A 16,240-nucleotide genomic window follows, 5' to 3' on the forward strand; every position below is an offset into this window, starting at 1 on the left:
CAAGATGGCTTTAAAGCACGTACTTGAGGTTCAGGTTTACAGCGTCACACGCATTCCAGTAGCAGCACCCATGCGCCACAAGCGCCCGTAGTGGTTTTAGGAATTGATAATAATGAAAAGAACATTGCTGACCCTTTCTGCTTTGACACTGTGCATGGCCGCAGGCGTAGCCACCGCCAAAGAGTACAAAGAGCTGCGTTTTGGCGTTGATCCTTCCTACGCTCCGTTCGAGTCCAAAGCGGCCGACGGCAGCCTGGTGGGCTTCGACATCGATCTGGGTAACGCGATCTGCGCCGAGCTGAAGGTCAAGTGCAAATGGGTCGAGAGCGATTTCGACGGCACGATTCCAGGCCTCAAGGCCAACAAATTCGACGGCGTAATCTCTTCCATGACCGTGACCCCGGCCCGTGAGAAAGTCATCGACTTCTCCAGCGAGCTGTTCTCCGGCCCGACTGCTCTGGTCTACAAGAAAGGCTCCAGCGTTTCTGACGTAGCCTCGCTCAAGGGTAAAAAAGTCGGCTACGAGCAAGGCACCATCCAGGAAGCCTACGCCAAGGCCGTACTGGACAAAGCCGGAGTAGAAACCAAGGCCTACGCCAACCAGGATCAGGTTTACGCGGACTTGATGTCCGGTCGCCTCGACGCCACGATCCAGGACATGCTGCAAGCCAAGCTGAGCTTTTTGAAGTCGCCGCAAGGGGCTGATTACGAGGTCAGCCAGCCGATCGACAGCGAGTTGTTGCCCGCTAAAACAGCGGTGGGTATCGCCAAAGGCAACACCGAGCTCAAGGCCCTTCTCGATAAAGGCATCAAGGCGATCCACGATGACGGCACCTACGACTCGATCCAGAAGAAACACTTCGGTGATTTGAGTCTCTACAGCGGCAAGTAAGGCCCCGGTGCCCGTCCTCGGGACGGGCGCTTTTTTATCGCGATAGGTTCCTGAATTATGTTCGAAGCACTTTTGCAGACACTCGGGCTCTCCGGATTCAGCTTGAAGGGGTTCGGCCCTCTGTTGCTGGAAGGCTCCTGGATGACCGTCAAGCTATCGATACTGTCGCTGCTGTTGAGCGTTCTGCTCGGCCTGATCGGCGCCAGTGCCAAACTGTCCAGCGTCAAACTGTTGCGGATTCCGGCCCAGCTCTACACCACGCTGATTCGCGGCGTGCCGGACCTGGTGCTGATGCTGCTGATTTTCTACAGCCTGCAAACCTGGTTGACCAGTTTCACCGAGGCGCTGGGCTGGGAATACATCGAGATCAATCCATTCGCCGCCGGGATCATCACCCTGGGTTTCATCTACGGCGCGTACTTCACCGAGACCTTTCGCGGCGCGATCCTAGCTGTGCCCCGCGGACAGATGGAAGCCGCCACGGCCTATGGCTTGAGCCGTGCCCAGCGCTTTCGCTTCGTGGTGTTCCCGCAAATGATGCGCTTCGCCCTGCCGGGCATCGGCAATAACTGGATGGTGATCCTCAAGGCCACCGCGCTGGTGTCGATCATCGGCCTGGCGGACCTGGTCAAGGCTGCTCAGGACGCCGGTAAAAGCTCCTATCAACTGTTCTTTTTTCTGGTGTTGGCGGCGCTGATCTATCTGGTGATCACCAGCGCATCGAACTATGTCCTGCGCTGGCTCGAACGGCATTACGCGGCAGGTTCCCGGGAGGCTGTACGATGATCGAATTACTGCAGGACTACTGGAAGCCCTTCCTCTATAGCGACGGTTACCACATCACTGGCCTGGCCATGACGTTGTGGCTGCTCAGCGCCTCGATCTTCATCGGTTTCCTGGTGTCGGTTCCACTGTCGATTGCCCGGGTTTCCAACAAACTTTACGTACGCTGGCCGGTGCAGTTCTACACCTACCTGTTTCGCGGTACGCCGCTGTATATCCAGTTGCTGATTTGCTACACCGGGATCTACAGCCTGGCCGCGGTCCGTGCGCAGCCGCTGCTCGATGCGTTCTTTCGCGATGCGATGAACTGCACCATCCTGGCCTTTGCCCTGAACACCTGCGCCTACACCACGGAGATTTTCGCCGGAGCGATTCGCAGCATGAACCACGGTGAAGTCGAAGCCGCCAAGGCCTACGGTCTGACGGGCTGGAAGTTGTATGCCTACGTGATCATGCCGTCGGCCCTGCGTCGCTCGTTGCCGTACTACAGCAACGAAGTGATCCTGATGCTGCACTCGACCACCGTGGCCTTCACCGCCACCGTCCCGGACATTTTGAAAGTGGCGCGGGATGCCAACTCGGCGACCTTCCTGACCTTTCAGTCGTTCGGCATTACCGCGCTGATCTACCTGTTGGTGACCTTTGCGCTGGTCGGACTGTTCCGCATTGCCGAACGTCGCTGGCTGGCTTTTCTGGGCCCGGCTCACTAGGACTTAGCGCTCTGTACGGCCACTCATCAGGCCACGGGCTTTGTCGCCGCTTGCGACGGTTACGCAGCGGCGACCCATTTTCCCTTAGAGGATGCTTGCGCACATGTACAAATTGACTGTTGAAGAACTACACAAGAGCTACGGTAGCCACGAAGTGCTCAAGGGCGTTTCCCTGAAAGCCAAAACCGGTGACGTGATCAGCCTGATCGGCGCCAGCGGCTCGGGCAAAAGCACCTTTCTGCGCTGCATCAACTTTCTCGAAACGCCCAACGACGGCGCGATGAGCCTGGACGGCAAGCAGATCCGGATGGTCAAGGATCACCATGGCATGCACGTGGCTGACGATGCCGAGCTGCAACGACTGCGCACCCGGCTGGCGATGGTGTTCCAGCACTTCAACCTGTGGGGCCACATGACCGTGCTGGAAAACATCACCATGGCCCCGCGCCGGGTGTTGGGTGTCAGCAAGAAAGACGCCGAAGATCGCGCCCGGCGTTATCTGGACAAGGTCGGCCTGCCGGCCCGCGTGGCGGATCAGTACCCGGCGTTCCTCTCGGGCGGTCAGCAGCAGCGGGTAGCGATTGCCCGCGCACTGGCGATGGAGCCGGAAGTCATGCTGTTCGACGAACCGACCTCGGCGCTGGACCCGGAACTGGTGGGCGAAGTGCTCAAAGTGATCCAGGGCCTGGCCGAAGAAGGCCGGACCATGATCATGGTGACCCACGAAATGAGCTTTGCCCGCAAAGTCTCGAACCAGGTGCTGTTCCTGCATCAGGGGCGGGTTGAGGAAGAGGGCGCGCCTGAAGACGTGCTGGGTAACCCGAAGAGCGAACGCCTGAAGCAGTTCCTCAGCGGCAACCTCAAGTAACGCCCTCCGCCCTTGTAGGAGCAAGGCTTGCCCGCGATGGGCACAATGCGGTCCACCAGATAAACCGCATTATCGTTCATCGCGGGCAAGCCATGCTCCTACAGAGGGGACGCCTCTGAGCAGGCACGATTCACATCGACAGAATCAAGCGCCCGTCGAAGAGGGCCAGGACCATCCCTCATTTAGCGTTATTTGATTAATGGAACTTCAAGCATGCCTTCGGGTAAGTCCAGATTGTCTAGCGCTCGATTGATCAACAACTCGCCCAGCACCGCCAGTTGCTGAATGGCCAACGCTACGTTGCGGCGCGAACCTTCCAGTTCCCCGGCAAGGTCGGTGGTCATGACGTTCAGGGAGGCGAGGGTTTCACTGGCATGACAGAGCAGAGATTCGGTGTCGATATTCGGGACGATGGTGAAGATGTGGCTGATTGGGGCGGGGCGGTCTGGATTACGTGGACGGGCGCTGACAAGGCGTGGAGTGCTTTTGGAACACGTGGACAGATCGACGGTGTCGGTTGGTGGAGCATCTGGGGATTCTGGAGAGTGCGAGGTGGTTTTTTTCATGTGTCAGGTCCATCCATAGAAAGTCATTGGGCCTGCGAGTGCAGGCGCCTGGCATCAGGCGATGTTGTGCAGTGGGCGCAGCATCGCCGAATGATTCAGCCCACCTCGTAGCGGACCGAAAGCGTGCCCTTCTTCTGCGAAAGGGCTGCGATAGTGACTGTGCCTAATTCCTGCAGGCGCCTTACATGGGTACCGCCGCAGCCGTAGGCGGGCAGTTCACCGAAGCCGATTTCACGCGAACCTTCGCGCAGCGTAGTCAGGCGTGGCAGATCGGTAGCGATCCACTGGGCGAGGGCTTGCTGGATCGTTTCGGCTTCCAGTTCCTGGGACGTTTCACCGGGTGTGAAGGTGACCTTGCCTTCGCCCGGCCAATGATGGGCCTTGATTGGTGTCCAGCCCTTGGTTTCGAGGAAGTGCCCGATCAAATGGCCGGCCGAATGCAGGCGGGTATTAAGTTGACGGCGTTGTTCGTCGACCTTGATTGAGGTCATGCCCGGGCCTACCGGTCGGTCGACGTAGTGCACGATACGATCCTGCTCTTGCACGACCCGCGTGACCTGGCTTTCGCCGATCCAGCCGGTATCACACGGCTGGCCACCGCCCTGGGGATGAAACAGGGTAGCGCGCAGCACCACGGCGAACTCGTTCTCGGAGGGCGTGCAATCCAGGACTTCCACATTGGCGCTGAGATCATCGCTATGGAAAAAGAGGCGATACGTCATATTCCATGCCCTTATTAAAGTTTCTATTTTTATTATATGAAGGCTGGAATTGCGTGATAATCCGTTCAAAGATCAAAGGACTGTTGCGCTGTGAGCATAAATCTACCGCTGCCGTTGCTGGGTGAAATGGCGATTTTCGTCAAGGTTGTCGAGACCGGTAGCTTCTCGGAAGCTGCTCGACAGCTGGGCTCGTCGCCTTCGGCAGTGAGTCGCAGCATCTCGCGCCTGGAGAAGGCGCTGGCCACGCGGTTGTTGCAGCGGACCACACGCAAGTTGCGTTTGAGCGACGGTGGCGAAGAGGTGTTCAAGCGCTGTCAGGAAATGGTCAGCGCCGCTCGGTCAGTGATGGAGATCAGTGGCCAGTTCACCCATGAAGCTGAAGGGCTGGTGCGGGTCAGCGTACCGAAGGCGGTGGGGCGATTCGTGGTCCATCCGCATATGCCGGAATTTCTGCGTCGTTATCCCAAAGTCGATGTAGAGCTGCTGCTTGAGGATCGTCAGGTCGATTTGATCGACGATCATGTCGACCTGGCGATCCGCATTACGGATCGCCCACCGGCCGGCCTGGTCGGCCGGCAATTATTGACCATCGATCATTTACTCTGCGCGACCCCGCAATACCTGGCTGAACACGGAACCCCGACTCATCCCCATGACTTGCTCAATCACAGCTGTATCTATCTGGGCGAAACACCGAGCGATGCACGCTGGAAGTTCAAGAAAGGTACCAAAGCAGTGACCGTCGGTGTCCGTGGCCGGTACGCCGCTAATCACACTGGCGTGCGGCTGGAGGCAGTTCTGCAGCATATCGGCATTGGCAGCTTGCCGTACTTCACGGCGCGTCATGCGCTTGAACAAGGGTTGATTGTGCAAGTCCTGCCGGACTGGACCTTTCTGGCGTCCTATCATGGCGGCGCCTGGTTGCTGCATTCACCGACGCGCTATTTGCCGCCCAAACTTCGAGTGTTTATCGATTACCTGGTGGAGTGTCTGGAGAAAGAGCCGACGCTGGGCAAACCGGGAAAATTGAGTGGTCCGGGCAAGGTCGCGGCGGCGTATGAGTTGCCGGAGAGCGATGGATTACTCTGAAGGCCCTTTCGCGAGCAAGCCACCGAGTCATTCGGCAATGCCACAAAAAAAGGCCCGCATGTTTAACCATGCGGGCCTTTTGTATTTCTGATCCGGGATCAGTGCTTGCTGTCCTGGTTCGACAGGGCCAGCAGTTGTTTTTCCTGATTCCAGTCGAACGGTTCGTCGTTCTGTTCGGCTTCGTAACGACGTTCTTCCAGTGCCTGATACAGGGCGATTTCATCATCAGGCATGTAATGCAGGCAGTCGCCGGCGAAATACCACAACAGGTCGCGAGGGACCAGGTGGGCAATTTGCGGATAACGGGTGATGACCTGACAAATAATGTCCTGGCCCAGGTATTGGCTTTCGATCGGATCGATTGGCAGCGACGCACGCAGTTCGTCGAAGCGTTCCAGGAACAAGGCATGACTTTCGTCTGGAACCTGCTCGGCTTCACCGACAGCGACCAGGATACTGCGCAGGAGGTCGAGCTGGACGAGAATTTGGTCGAGCATAACGGGAGTCCTCTAGATCAAAAGCAAAACGGGCGCCGGAGTATATAGCTCCAGCGCCCGCTTTTCATCATTGACCCGCCGGATGAGCCACCGCGTTAGCGGGTCTTGCCCTGCGCCAGTTCAAGTTGCTCCTTGGAAAAGTCATCGACGTCGATCACTTTGCGCCGCGCGGCTTCGGCCTCATGCAAGGTATGTGCTTCTGCGGCTTGCAGCACGCCGGCCTCCAGGGCGGCGTCGATGACGTGCTCCCCGGCACCCGGTTTGAACTGCCCGCTCTTGAGCGCAAAGTGCATTTTTTTCTGCAGCGGTTGGGCGGCGCTCAGCAAGTTGCAGGCATGTTGCAGGGCACCAACCGGGTCATCGACTGATTGTGGCCGGTAACATCCCCCCAGCAACTCTTCGAGCGTCGGATCGCCTTTGGCACGGCCAATGACCGCTGCCACTTCGGCACCGAGTTTGTCCGACGGCCCTTTGTGACGGCGACCGAACGGGAACACGATGACTCGCATCAGGCAACCCAGGACCTTGCTCGGGAAGTTGCTCAGCAGTTCATCCAGCGCCCGTTCCGACTGGCCGAGACTTTCTTCCATGGCCCAGGTAAACAGCGGCGCCATGTGTTCGGGGGAATCGAGGTCGTGGTAACGCTTGAGGGCGGCGGAGGCCAGGTACAAGTTGCTCAGCACATCGCCGAGTCGGGCCGACAGGCGTTCGCGACGCTTCAGTTCACCGCCCAGCAGCATCATGCTCAGGTCAGCGAGCAGGGCGAATGCCGCTGCCTGACGGTTGAGGGCGCGGAAGTAGCCCTGGCTGAGTTTGTCTCCAGGTACCTGTTCGAAATGCCCGAAGCCGAGGTTCAGTACCAACGTGCTGGCGGCGTTGCTCACGGCGAAACCGATGTGCTTGAGCAGCAGGCCGTCGAACTCCTTCAGTGCCTGGTCCTTGTCTTCACGGCCGGCGAGGGCCATTTCCTTGAGCACGAACGGATGGCAACGGATCGCGCCTTGACCAAAGATCATCAGGTTGCGCGAAAGGATGTTCGCGCCTTCCACCGTGATGAAGATCGGCGCGCCTTGCCAACTGCGCCCGAGGTAGTTGTTGGGGCCCATGATGATCGCCTTGCCACCGTGCACATCCATGGCGTGGCTGATGCATTCGCGACCGCGTTCGGTGAGGTGATACTTGAGAATCGCCGAGAGCACTGAAGGTTTCTCGCCGAGATCCACCGCGTTGGCGGTGAGCATCCGCGCGGCGTCCATCATCCAGGCGTTGCCGCCGATACGTGCCAGCGCTTCCTGAATCCCTTCGAAGGCCGACAGCGGCACGTTGAATTGCTCGCGAACCTGAGCGTATTGGCCGGTCACCAGACTGGTGAACTTGGCCGCCCCGGTGCCGACTGCCGGCAGCGAAATGGAACGCCCGACCGACAGGCAATTCATCAGCATCATCCAGCCTTTGCCGAGCATCTCCTGGCCGCCGATGAGGAAGTCCAACGGCACGAATACGTCCTTGCCGGAGTTCGGACCGTTCATGAACGCGGCGCCGAGGGGCAGGTGGCGTCGACCGATGTCCACACCGGCGGTGTCGGTCGGGATCAACGCGAGGCTGATGCCAAGGTCTTCCTCGTCACCCAGCAGATGATCCGGGTCATAGGCCTTGAACGCCAGGCCGAGCAGGGTGGCGACCGGGCCGAGGGTGATGTAGCGTTTTTCCCAGTTCAGCCGCAGACCCAGGACTTCCTGGCCTTCCCATTCACCTTTGCAGATCACCCCGGTGTCAGGCATAGCGCCCGCATCGGAGCCGGCCAGCGGGCCGGTCAACGCGAAACACGGGATGTCGTCGCCACGCGCCAGGCGGGGCAGGTAATGGTTGCGTTGTTCATCGGTGCCGTAATGCAGCAACAGTTCGGCCGGGCCGAGGGAGTTGGGCACCATCACGGTCGATGCCAGGTCGCCGCTGCGGGTGGCCAGTTTCATCGCCACTTGCGAGTGGGCGTAGGCGGAAAATCCCTTGCCGCCGAACTCCTTCGGGATGATCAGGGCAAAAAAACCATTCTGCTTGATGTGCGCCCAAGCCTCGGCCGGCAGGTCCATCGCCTGGCCGATCTGCCAGTCGCTGACCATGGCGCAGAGCTCCTCGGTCGGGCCATCGATGAACGCCTGTTCTTCTTCGCTCAACTGCGCTTTGGGATAGGACAGCAGTTTGTTCCAGTCCGGACGCCCGCTGAACAGCTCGCCATCCCACCAGACGGTGCCGGCATCGATGGCGTCGCGTTCGGTTTGCGACATTGGCGGTAGGGTTTTCTGGAACCAGTTGAACAATGGGGCACTGAAATATTTGCGCCGCAGGTCGGGCAGCAGCAGTGGCGCCGCGACGACGGCCAGCACGATCCAGAAAATCAGCAGCAGCCAGCCTCGAGCGTGGCTGAAGATTCCCATCGCCAGCAGATAGACCGCCACGATACCCAGGGCGGGCAGGGGCGCGATGCGGCGGTGAGCCAGCCAGGCAATCCCGACCACCAGAACCAGTATCCACAACAACAGCATATTCAATCCTCCGTGAAGCCAGGGTCAAAACCACCTTCAGAGCTTAGACGGCATCTGCAAAACGGGGTGGTCAGAGCGATGTGTTTGAAATCGTGGGAAACAGCGGTGAATTTCGTGAGTGATAGCGCTGGCGGACGCTGTAAAAAAGCTCCGCTGAGCGTGCGACAAGCTCTCGTATTTGGCCGAAACGTCGTTATCTCTGTGCTGGGTCTGCCGATAGACTCATGGCTTCTCCAGGAGATTGTTCTCATGCACGAGTACCTGAGCCCCGGCCGCTTCATCGATAGTGACCACCCAGCGGTGGTGGAGTTCGCTGAACGGCACCGCGGCAACAGCCGTGATCCGGTCGAGCAGGCGGTGAGCCTGTATTACGCCGTGCGTGAAGCGGTGCGCTACAACCCCTACACCTTCAGCCGTGATCCCGCGACCTTGCGTGGCAGTTATGCGCTGGCCACCGGTGAAAGCTACTGCGTGCCCAAAGCCACGTTGCTGGCCGGTTGCGCGCGGCACTGCGGGATTGCCGCGCGGATTGGTCTCGCGGATGTACGCAATCACCTGTCGACCCCGCGCTTGATCGAGTTGCTCAAGAGTGACGTGTTCGCCATGCACGGTTACACCGAGTTGTATTTGCAGGGCCGCTGGGTCAAGGCCACACCGGCGTTCAACCAGAAACTCTGTGAGCTGTTCGATGTACCGGCGCTGGAGTTCGACGGGATCAATGACAGCGTCTTCCACCCGTTCAATCGCCAGGGGCTGCAATCGATGGAGTATCTGGTCGATCACGGCCAGTTCGCCGATGTCCCCGAAGCATTCTTCTTCGAGTACCTGGAAAAACTCTACCCGCATTTGTTCGGTGAGCAGTCGCCAGCCCTGTTGGGCGACATGCAGAGCGATTTGAGTCGCGGCTGATCCGGGGCGTAGACTGCCCCGGCATTCATCCATTGAGGAGCGGTCATGCTGAAGATCTGGGGTCGGAAAAATTCGTCGAATGTCAGAAAGGCACTGTGGTGCGCCGAAGAACTCGGGCTGACCTACGAAACGCAGGATGCGGGCGGGGCTTTTGGTGTGGTCGACACACCGGAATATCGCGCGATGAACCCCAATGGCCGCATTCCGGTGATTGAAGACGACGGTTTTGTGCTGTGGGAATCCAACGCTATCGTGCGTTACCTGGCTGCCCGTCACGCAGCGGGTTCGAACTGGTTCCCGGCCGATGTGCAGGCCCGGGCGAGCGCGGAAAAGTGGATGGACTGGACCACTTCGTCGTTTGCCGAACCTTTCCGCCAGGTGTTCTGGGGCGTATTGCGCACCCAGGCCGATCAGCAGGATTGGGTCGCGATCAATGCGGCGCAGAAAACCTGCGAGCAATTGCTGTCGATGGTTGATCAGGCATTGGCGCAGAAACCGTATTTGTCCGGCGACGAGATCGGCGCGGGCGATATTCCGTTGGGCAGCTTTATCTATGCCTGGTTCGAGATGCCCATCGAGCGAGCGCCAATGCCTCATCTGCAAGCCTGGTATGCGCGACTGAAGCAACGTCCGGCTTATCAAAAAGCTGTCATGACCGCGTTGACTTAATACTGACTATCAACACACTTGACTGTACTTGTGCGGCGTCGCCAAGCACCATTGCGTTCATGCGCCGCGGTTGCATGGCTCGCCGCCCGCTCTTATTTATTCCTGACTTCCCTTCTTGGTGCGTAAATCCGATATGAGTTCTGCTCTGTCCATCCGGCAGCTAACCAAAACCTACGGCAACGGTTTCCAGGCCTTGAGTGGTATCGATCTGGATGTCGCCGAAGGTGACTTTTTCGCCTTGCTCGGCCCCAACGGTGCCGGCAAATCCACGACCATCGGCATCCTCTCGACCCTGGTGAACAAGACCAGCGGAACGGTGAATATCTTTGGCCACGACCTGGACCGCGACCCGGCGGGGCTCAAGCGCTGCATCGGCGTGGTGCCGCAGGAATTCAACTTTAACCAGTTTGAAAAGACCTTCGACATAGTCGTGACCCAGGCCGGTTACTACGGTATCCCGCCAAAAATCGCCAAGGAACGCGCTGAGCAATACCTGACTCAGCTCGGCCTGTGGGACAAGCGCGATGTGCCGTCACGCTCACTGTCGGGCGGCATGAAGCGTCGACTGATGATTGCGCGTGCGCTGGTGCATGAACCGCGCCTGCTGATCCTCGACGAACCGACTGCCGGCGTGGACATCGAACTGCGTCGCTCGATGTGGACTTTCCTCACCGAGCTGAACCAGAAAGGCATCACCATCATCCTCACCACGCATTACCTGGAAGAGGCTGAGCAGCTGTGCCGCAACATCGGCATCATCGACCACGGCACCATCGTCGAAAACACCAGCATGCGTAACCTGCTCAGCCAGCTGCATGTCGAGACGTTCCTGCTGGACCTGAAGAACGACATGACGGTGGCGCCGCAGTTGATCGGCTATCCGACTCGCCTGGTCGACAGCCACACCCTGGAAGTCCAGGTCGACAAGGCAGTCGGTATTACCGCGTTGTTCGGTCAGTTGGCCATGCAGAACATCGAAGTGCTGAGCCTGCGCAACAAAACCAATCGCCTTGAGGAGTTGTTCGTGTCTCTGGTGGAGAAAAATCTGGCGAAGGTGGCCGTATGAGTTCCGAACTGAAGCCCAACCTCGTTGCGCTCAATACCATTGTTTACCGTGAGGTCCGGCGTTTTACCCGGATCTGGCCGCAGACCCTGCTGCCGCCAGCCATCACCATGGTTCTGTACTTTGTGATCTTCGGTAATCTGATTGGCCGGCAAATCGGTGATATGGGTGGCTTCACCTATATGGAATACATCGTGCCGGGCTTGATCATGATGTCGGTGATCACCAACGCCTACGGCAACGTGGTCTCGAGCTTCTTCGGCAGCAAATTCCAGCGTTCCATCGAAGAACTGATGGTTTCACCGGTTTCGCCGCACACCATTCTGATCGGCTACACCGTGGGCGGAGTGCTGCGTGGCCTGGCGGTGGGGGTGATCGTGACGCTGCTTTCGCTGTTCTTCACTCACCTGCAAGTGCACCATTTGGGGATTACCCTGCTGGTGGTGCTGCTGACGGCAACGATCTTTTCGCTACTGGGTTTCATCAACGCGGTTTTTGCACGCAACTTCGACGATATTTCGATTATCCCGACGTTCGTGCTGACGCCGTTGACCTACCTGGGCGGGGTGTTTTATTCGATCAGCCTGCTGCCACCGTTCTGGCAGACCGTGTCGCTGGCCAACCCGGTGCTGCACATGGTCAACGCTTTCCGTTACGGCATCCTCGGCGTTTCGGACATCAAGATCAGCATCGCCATTACCTTCATGCTGGTGGCAACCGTGGTGCTGTACATCGGTTGCGCGCGGTTGCTGGTCAGCGGACGCGGGATGCGCACCTAACCTGCGGCAAACTCGATCCTTGTGGGAGCGAGCTTGCCAGCACTGCAAAAGATGGGTACTACACAAAAAACGGCCTCCCAAGTGGATAATGCTGTTCACTTAAGCCGATGTTTCAGGCACATCCGCAGTTGTGGCGAGGGAGCTTGCTCCCGCTGGGGCGCGAAGCGGCCCTGAATTGGGCCTGCTGCGCAGTCCAGCGGGAGCAAGCTCCCTCGCCACAGATACTTCTCAGGCCTCCAGACTTCCTTAAGTGAACAGCGTTGCTCCCGGGTGGAGGCCTTTTTTTATTGATCGTTCCCACGCGGGAACGATCAGCGTGTTGGCGTGCTACTGCGGTGAGTCCGGTGGATCGAGGTGATCCAGCGCCCGATTCACCGCCAACTCGGCCAGAGAAATCATCTGTTGAATCGCCAGTGCGGTATTGCGTTTGGGGCCTTCAAGTTCAAACGCCAAATCGCTGGCCATGACATTGACCGAGGCGAGGGTTTCGCAGGCGTGGGCCAGCAGGGTTTCGCTGTCGACGTCGGGGGCAATGACGAAAATACAGCCGGGACGTCGGTCGGCTAACAACTGCTTGGTCTCGGGTAGCACCAGGTAATGATCGAGCGCACGGTGCGCGGCGGCGTGGAGTTCTTTTGAATCGAGGGAGGCGTAGGGAGAAACGGGGTCGGTTTCGGGCGGATTTGGAGTTGGTTTGAACATGGTAAAGCTCCTTGGAAGTGGAGCCGCTATCTGTCGCTGCTAAACGACGGGTGGCAGCTGTACGCGGGTTAGCAGACCGGACCAAGGAGCATCCCGGCGCACCGAAGTGCCCCACGCACAGCCGCCATAATGCAGAACAACTAGCGCTAGAAAAGTGCTGGCTGATCGAGAGGCGGTACTGGCGTGCCTTGGTCCGAGCTGCTAAACCCGACCGCTGAATTGTCAGCGGTACGGAAACAATAGAGGCCACGACCAAAGCGCACAAGCCGGCGGATTCTGGCGCAGGTGTAGTCCGTGACGCAAGGCACTGTAGCCTCCGATGGGCACAGCGTAGGCAAGCTTAAACACCCTTCGTAGCAGCTGCCGAGCCCGCGAGGCTGCGTTCGAGGACAGAGTCCTCGCCAATCCTGCCCACGCGGTTTACCTGACAGAACGTGTTGCATGATTTTACGACCGCTGCGCGGCCGAACGCAGCCTCGCGGGCTCGACAGCTGCTACATCCGGCTCTGCCTGCGCCGCGTCCATTGCCGACCGACCCACCAGCGCCAGTAGGTCATGGTCAGGCAGTAGGCCAACGCGCCGAGCACCAGGCCAGTCACCACCGAGCCCAGTAGAAACGGTTGCCAAAGAGTCGACAGCTCACCGCTGATCCATTCCCAGGTCAGCTCATCCGGCAGGCTGCGGGCGGGGACATCCATCAGCCAGGCGCCGGTCTGATAGGTGCAGTAAAACACCACGGGCATGGTGATCGGGTTGGTCAGCCAGACCAGACTCACGGCGATCGGAATATTGCCGCGCAGCCAAATGGCGAGCATTGCCGCCACCAGCATTTGCAACGGAATCGGTAGAAATGCGGCGAACACGCCAATGGCCATGGCGCGCGCAACCGAATGCCGATTGAGGTGCCAGAGGTTCGGGTCGTGCAGCAGCGTGCCGAGAAAGCGTAAGGATTTGTGTTCCCGGATGCTGGTCGGGTCTGGCATGTAACGTTTGAATAAGCGCCGGGGCATAAGGCTTCTCGGTCGGTTCAAGCGGCAAGTATGCCCGGATTCTACGGAGCGCCCGTTCAGACTTTGTGACAATTAATAAATGCGGACTGTGGCAACTCGGCTAATCCAAGAGAGGGGACTCTCAAGGACAGGCTAATGCGCACAGGGATGTTGGCGCTCGCGTTGGGTCTGTTGGCCTTGCGTTTTTTACCGGTGTTGCCACCGGTCTGGTTACTGCTGTTGCTGCCCGTACTGGCATTGATGCTGTTGCCATTTCGCACGTACCCACTGGCGTTTTTTCTGTTCGGTTTCAGCTGGGCGTGTGCCAGTGCGCACTGGGCCTTGGCGGATCGTTTGGCGCCGGACCTCGACGGGCAAACCCGCTGGGTCGAAGGACGAGTCGTCGGCTTGCCGCAGAACGCGCAAGGCGTGGTGCGTTTCGAGTTGGCCGATAGCGAATCGCGGCGCACACGCTTGCCGGGTTTAATGCGATTGGCCTGGTACGACGGTCCGACGGTCAACAGCGGCGAGCGCTGGCGACTGGCGGTGAAATTGAAGCGCCCCACAGGCCTGCTCAATCCGCAGGGCTTTGATTACGACGCTTGGCTGTTGGCACAACGCATCGGCGCGACGGGAAGCGTCAAGGACGGGCAGTTGCTCCGGCCTGCACAAGGGGCCTGGCGTGATGCTGTTCGCCAGCGTTTGCTGGCGGTCGATGCACAAGGGCGAGAGGGGGCGTTGGCGGCGCTGGTGCTGGGCGACGGATCCGGGCTAAGCAGCGAAGACTGGCGCGCGTTGCAAGACACCGGCACCGTGCATTTGCTGGTGATCTCCGGGCAGCACATCGGTTTGCTGGCCGGAATGGTTTATCTGCTGATTGCCGGATTGGCGCGTTATGGATTGTGGTCGCAGAGATTGCCTTGGCTGCCGTGGGCCTGCGGCATGGCATTCGCGGCGGCGCTCGGCTATGGGCTGTTGGCCGGTTTCGAGGTGCCGGTGCGCCGAGCCTGCGTGATGATCGGTCTGGTGCTGTTATGGCGCCTGCGGTTTCGTCATCTGGGTGCCTGGTGGCCTTTGCTGCTGGCGTTGAATACGGTGTTGTTGCTTGAGCCGTTGGCCAGTTTGCAGGCGGGGTTCTGGTTGTCATTTGCAGCGGTGGCGGTGCTGATTTTTACCTTCGGCGGCCGCCTGGGCGCCTGGCGCTGGTGGCAAACCTGGACGCGGGCGCAATGGCTGATCGCGATTGGCTTGTGTCCGTTGCTGCTGATACTCGGTTTGCCCATCAGTCTCAGTGGCCCGTTGACCAATCTGCTGGCCGTGCCGTGGATCAGCCTGGTGGTGTTGCCCCCGGCTTTGCTCGGGACGTTGCTGTTGCCGCTGCCTTATATCGGCGAGGGGCTGTTGTGGCTGGCCGGCGGCTTGCTTGACGTGCTGTTCAACGGTCTGGCATTGGTGGCCGGGCGGATACCGGCATGGGTTGCCCCGGTGATTCCCCTTTGGGTCTGGGGGATAAGTGCTTCGGGCGCTTTTCTGCTGTTGTTACCCAAAGGCCTGCCCATGCGGTTGTTGGGCTGGCCGATGCTGCTGTTGATGGTGCTCCCGCCACTCAGATCCGTACCTGACGGCATGGCTGAAATCTGGCAACTGGACGTCGGCCAGGGGCTGGCCATCGTCGTCCGCACGCGTCATCACACGTTGCTCTATGACGCCGGTCCGCGTTTCGGTGATTTCGATCTGGGCGAGCGGGTGGTGTTGCCGTCGTTGCGCAAGCTCGGTGTGCGCAAGCTGGAGGTGATGTTGATCAGTCATGCCGATGCCGATCACGCCGGTGGCGCGCGCTCGGTCGCACGCGGATTGCCGGTGGCGCAGGTGCTCAGCGGTGATCCCGAAGCCCTGCCGGCCGAGTTGTACGCGCAGGCCTGCGAGAGCGGTCAGCGCTGGGAGTGGGACGGTGTGGGTTTTGCGCTCTGGCAATGGTCCGGGGCGAGTGAGAGCAACCAGAAGTCCTGCGTCCTGCAGATCGAAGCCAACGGCGAGCGTCTGTTGTTGACTGGCGACATCGACGCCTGGGCCGAGCAGGCGTTGCTGGAAAGTCCGCTGGCGGTCGCGACCGACTGGCTACAAGCGCCGCATCACGGCAGTCGCAGCTCATCGTCGATGGCCTTTCTCACCGCGTTGGCACCCAAGGCTGTGTTGATTTCTCGTGGGCACGACAATTCGTTCGGTCATCCGCATCCGCAAGTGCTGGCGCGTTATCGCAAGCTGGGTATGCAGGTTTATGACAGCGCCGAGCAGGGCGCCTTGCGTTTGCGTCTGGGGGCGTTCGAGGCGCCCGAGTCACTGCGCCAGCAACCACGTTTCTGGCGTGCACCGCCGTTGGTCAGCCAATAACCACCGGTCATCAGCGCGGCGCGCCATGCGACACACGGTCTGTGGCGTGTCGGGTCTCTCTGTCGAGT

The 16,240-nt window shown here is 59.4% G+C and carries 16 protein-coding genes; 10 read left to right on the top strand and 6 right to left on the bottom strand.

Annotated elements, in window-relative coordinates; all coding sequences use genetic code 11:
• The first annotated feature begins 112 nt into the window (after positions 1-112).
• From AC1RJ3_RS26900 to AC1RJ3_RS26915, 4 genes are all read left to right on the top strand, one after another.
• Positions 113-892 carry a transporter substrate-binding domain-containing protein gene (locus AC1RJ3_RS26900; RefSeq protein ID WP_054593375.1) on the top strand — a complete coding sequence of 260 codons (780 nt, stop codon included), beginning with the start codon at positions 113-115 and terminating at the stop codon, positions 890-892.
• Between the two features lie 57 nt (positions 893-949).
• Positions 950-1,678 (top strand): ABC transporter permease, encoded by a 729-nt coding sequence (locus AC1RJ3_RS26905; protein WP_054593374.1) that lies wholly within the window; start codon positions 950-952, stop codon positions 1,676-1,678.
• Positions 1,675-2,385 (top strand): ABC transporter permease, encoded by a 711-nt coding sequence (locus AC1RJ3_RS26910; RefSeq protein ID WP_054593373.1) that lies wholly within the window; start codon positions 1,675-1,677, stop codon positions 2,383-2,385. The genes AC1RJ3_RS26905 and AC1RJ3_RS26910 overlap by 4 nt, the downstream gene beginning before the upstream one ends.
• Before the next feature lie 103 nt (positions 2,386-2,488).
• Positions 2,489-3,253, top strand: a complete 765-nt coding sequence (locus AC1RJ3_RS26915) for an ABC transporter ATP-binding protein (RefSeq protein WP_019689330.1) — start codon at positions 2,489-2,491, stop codon at positions 3,251-3,253.
• A 188-nt stretch (positions 3,254-3,441) separates the two neighbouring features.
• Here the strand turns inward: AC1RJ3_RS26915 and AC1RJ3_RS26920 are convergent, their stop codons facing one another.
• Together AC1RJ3_RS26920 and AC1RJ3_RS26925 are read right to left on the bottom strand one after the other, a co-directional pair.
• Entirely contained in the window at positions 3,442-3,819 is a 378-nt protein-coding gene (locus AC1RJ3_RS26920) for a DUF6124 family protein (RefSeq protein ID WP_347927577.1), read from the bottom strand.
• Between the two features lie 95 nt (positions 3,820-3,914).
• Positions 3,915-4,541, bottom strand: a complete 627-nt coding sequence (locus tag AC1RJ3_RS26925) for an alanyl-tRNA editing protein (protein ID WP_493081466.1) — start codon at positions 4,539-4,541, stop codon at positions 3,915-3,917.
• 90 nt (positions 4,542-4,631) lie between these two features.
• Here AC1RJ3_RS26925 and AC1RJ3_RS26930 point away from each other — a divergent pair, with 90 nt between their 5' ends.
• Positions 4,632-5,630 carry a LysR family transcriptional regulator gene (locus AC1RJ3_RS26930; RefSeq protein WP_493081468.1) on the top strand — a complete coding sequence of 333 codons (999 nt, stop codon included), beginning with the start codon at positions 4,632-4,634 and terminating at the stop codon, positions 5,628-5,630.
• 98 nt (positions 5,631-5,728) lie between these two features.
• Here AC1RJ3_RS26930 and AC1RJ3_RS26935 read toward each other — a convergent pair whose 3' ends face one another.
• Positions 5,729-6,127 (bottom strand): PA2817 family protein, encoded by a 399-nt coding sequence (locus AC1RJ3_RS26935; protein WP_054593369.1) that lies wholly within the window; start codon positions 6,125-6,127, stop codon positions 5,729-5,731.
• Between the two features lie 95 nt (positions 6,128-6,222).
• A complete protein-coding gene (locus AC1RJ3_RS26940; protein ID WP_054593368.1) occupies positions 6,223-8,670 on the bottom strand; it encodes an acyl-CoA dehydrogenase in 2,448 nt (815 codons plus the stop codon).
• 249 nt (positions 8,671-8,919) lie between these two features.
• Here AC1RJ3_RS26940 and AC1RJ3_RS26945 point away from each other — a divergent pair, with 249 nt between their 5' ends.
• The 4 genes from AC1RJ3_RS26945 (at position 8,920) to AC1RJ3_RS26960 (ending at position 12,090) form a co-directional block, all read left to right on the top strand.
• Entirely contained in the window at positions 8,920-9,579 is a 660-nt protein-coding gene (locus tag AC1RJ3_RS26945) for a transglutaminase-like domain-containing protein (protein ID WP_347927569.1), read from the top strand.
• Positions 9,580-9,624: 45 nt separating this feature from the next.
• Entirely contained in the window at positions 9,625-10,248 is a 624-nt protein-coding gene (locus AC1RJ3_RS26950) for a glutathione S-transferase family protein (protein ID WP_493081471.1), read from the top strand.
• 133 nt (positions 10,249-10,381) lie between these two features.
• Positions 10,382-11,314, top strand: a complete 933-nt coding sequence (locus AC1RJ3_RS26955; protein WP_054593365.1) for an ABC transporter ATP-binding protein — start codon at positions 10,382-10,384, stop codon at positions 11,312-11,314.
• Entirely contained in the window at positions 11,311-12,090 is a 780-nt protein-coding gene (locus AC1RJ3_RS26960; RefSeq protein ID WP_019689336.1) for an ABC transporter permease, read from the top strand. Before AC1RJ3_RS26955 ends, AC1RJ3_RS26960 begins: the two co-directional genes overlap by 4 nt.
• A gap of 327 nt (positions 12,091-12,417) precedes the next feature.
• Here the strand turns inward: AC1RJ3_RS26960 and AC1RJ3_RS26965 are convergent, their stop codons facing one another.
• Together AC1RJ3_RS26965 and AC1RJ3_RS26970 are read right to left on the bottom strand one after the other, a co-directional pair.
• Entirely contained in the window at positions 12,418-12,792 is a 375-nt protein-coding gene (locus AC1RJ3_RS26965; RefSeq protein WP_145015513.1) for a DUF6124 family protein, read from the bottom strand.
• Positions 12,793-13,286: 494 nt separating this feature from the next.
• Entirely contained in the window at positions 13,287-13,802 is a 516-nt protein-coding gene (locus tag AC1RJ3_RS26970; RefSeq protein ID WP_347927564.1) for a DUF2062 domain-containing protein, read from the bottom strand.
• 135 nt (positions 13,803-13,937) lie between these two features.
• On the opposite strand from AC1RJ3_RS26970, the gene AC1RJ3_RS26975 reads away from it, so the two are divergent.
• Positions 13,938-16,172, top strand: coding sequence for a DNA internalization-related competence protein ComEC/Rec2 (locus AC1RJ3_RS26975; protein ID WP_493081474.1), 2,235 nt, complete (start codon positions 13,938-13,940; stop codon positions 16,170-16,172).
• The last annotated feature ends 68 nt before the right edge of the window (positions 16,173-16,240 follow it).

Source organism: Pseudomonas sp. GW822-FHT04C11, assembly GCF_058800905.1.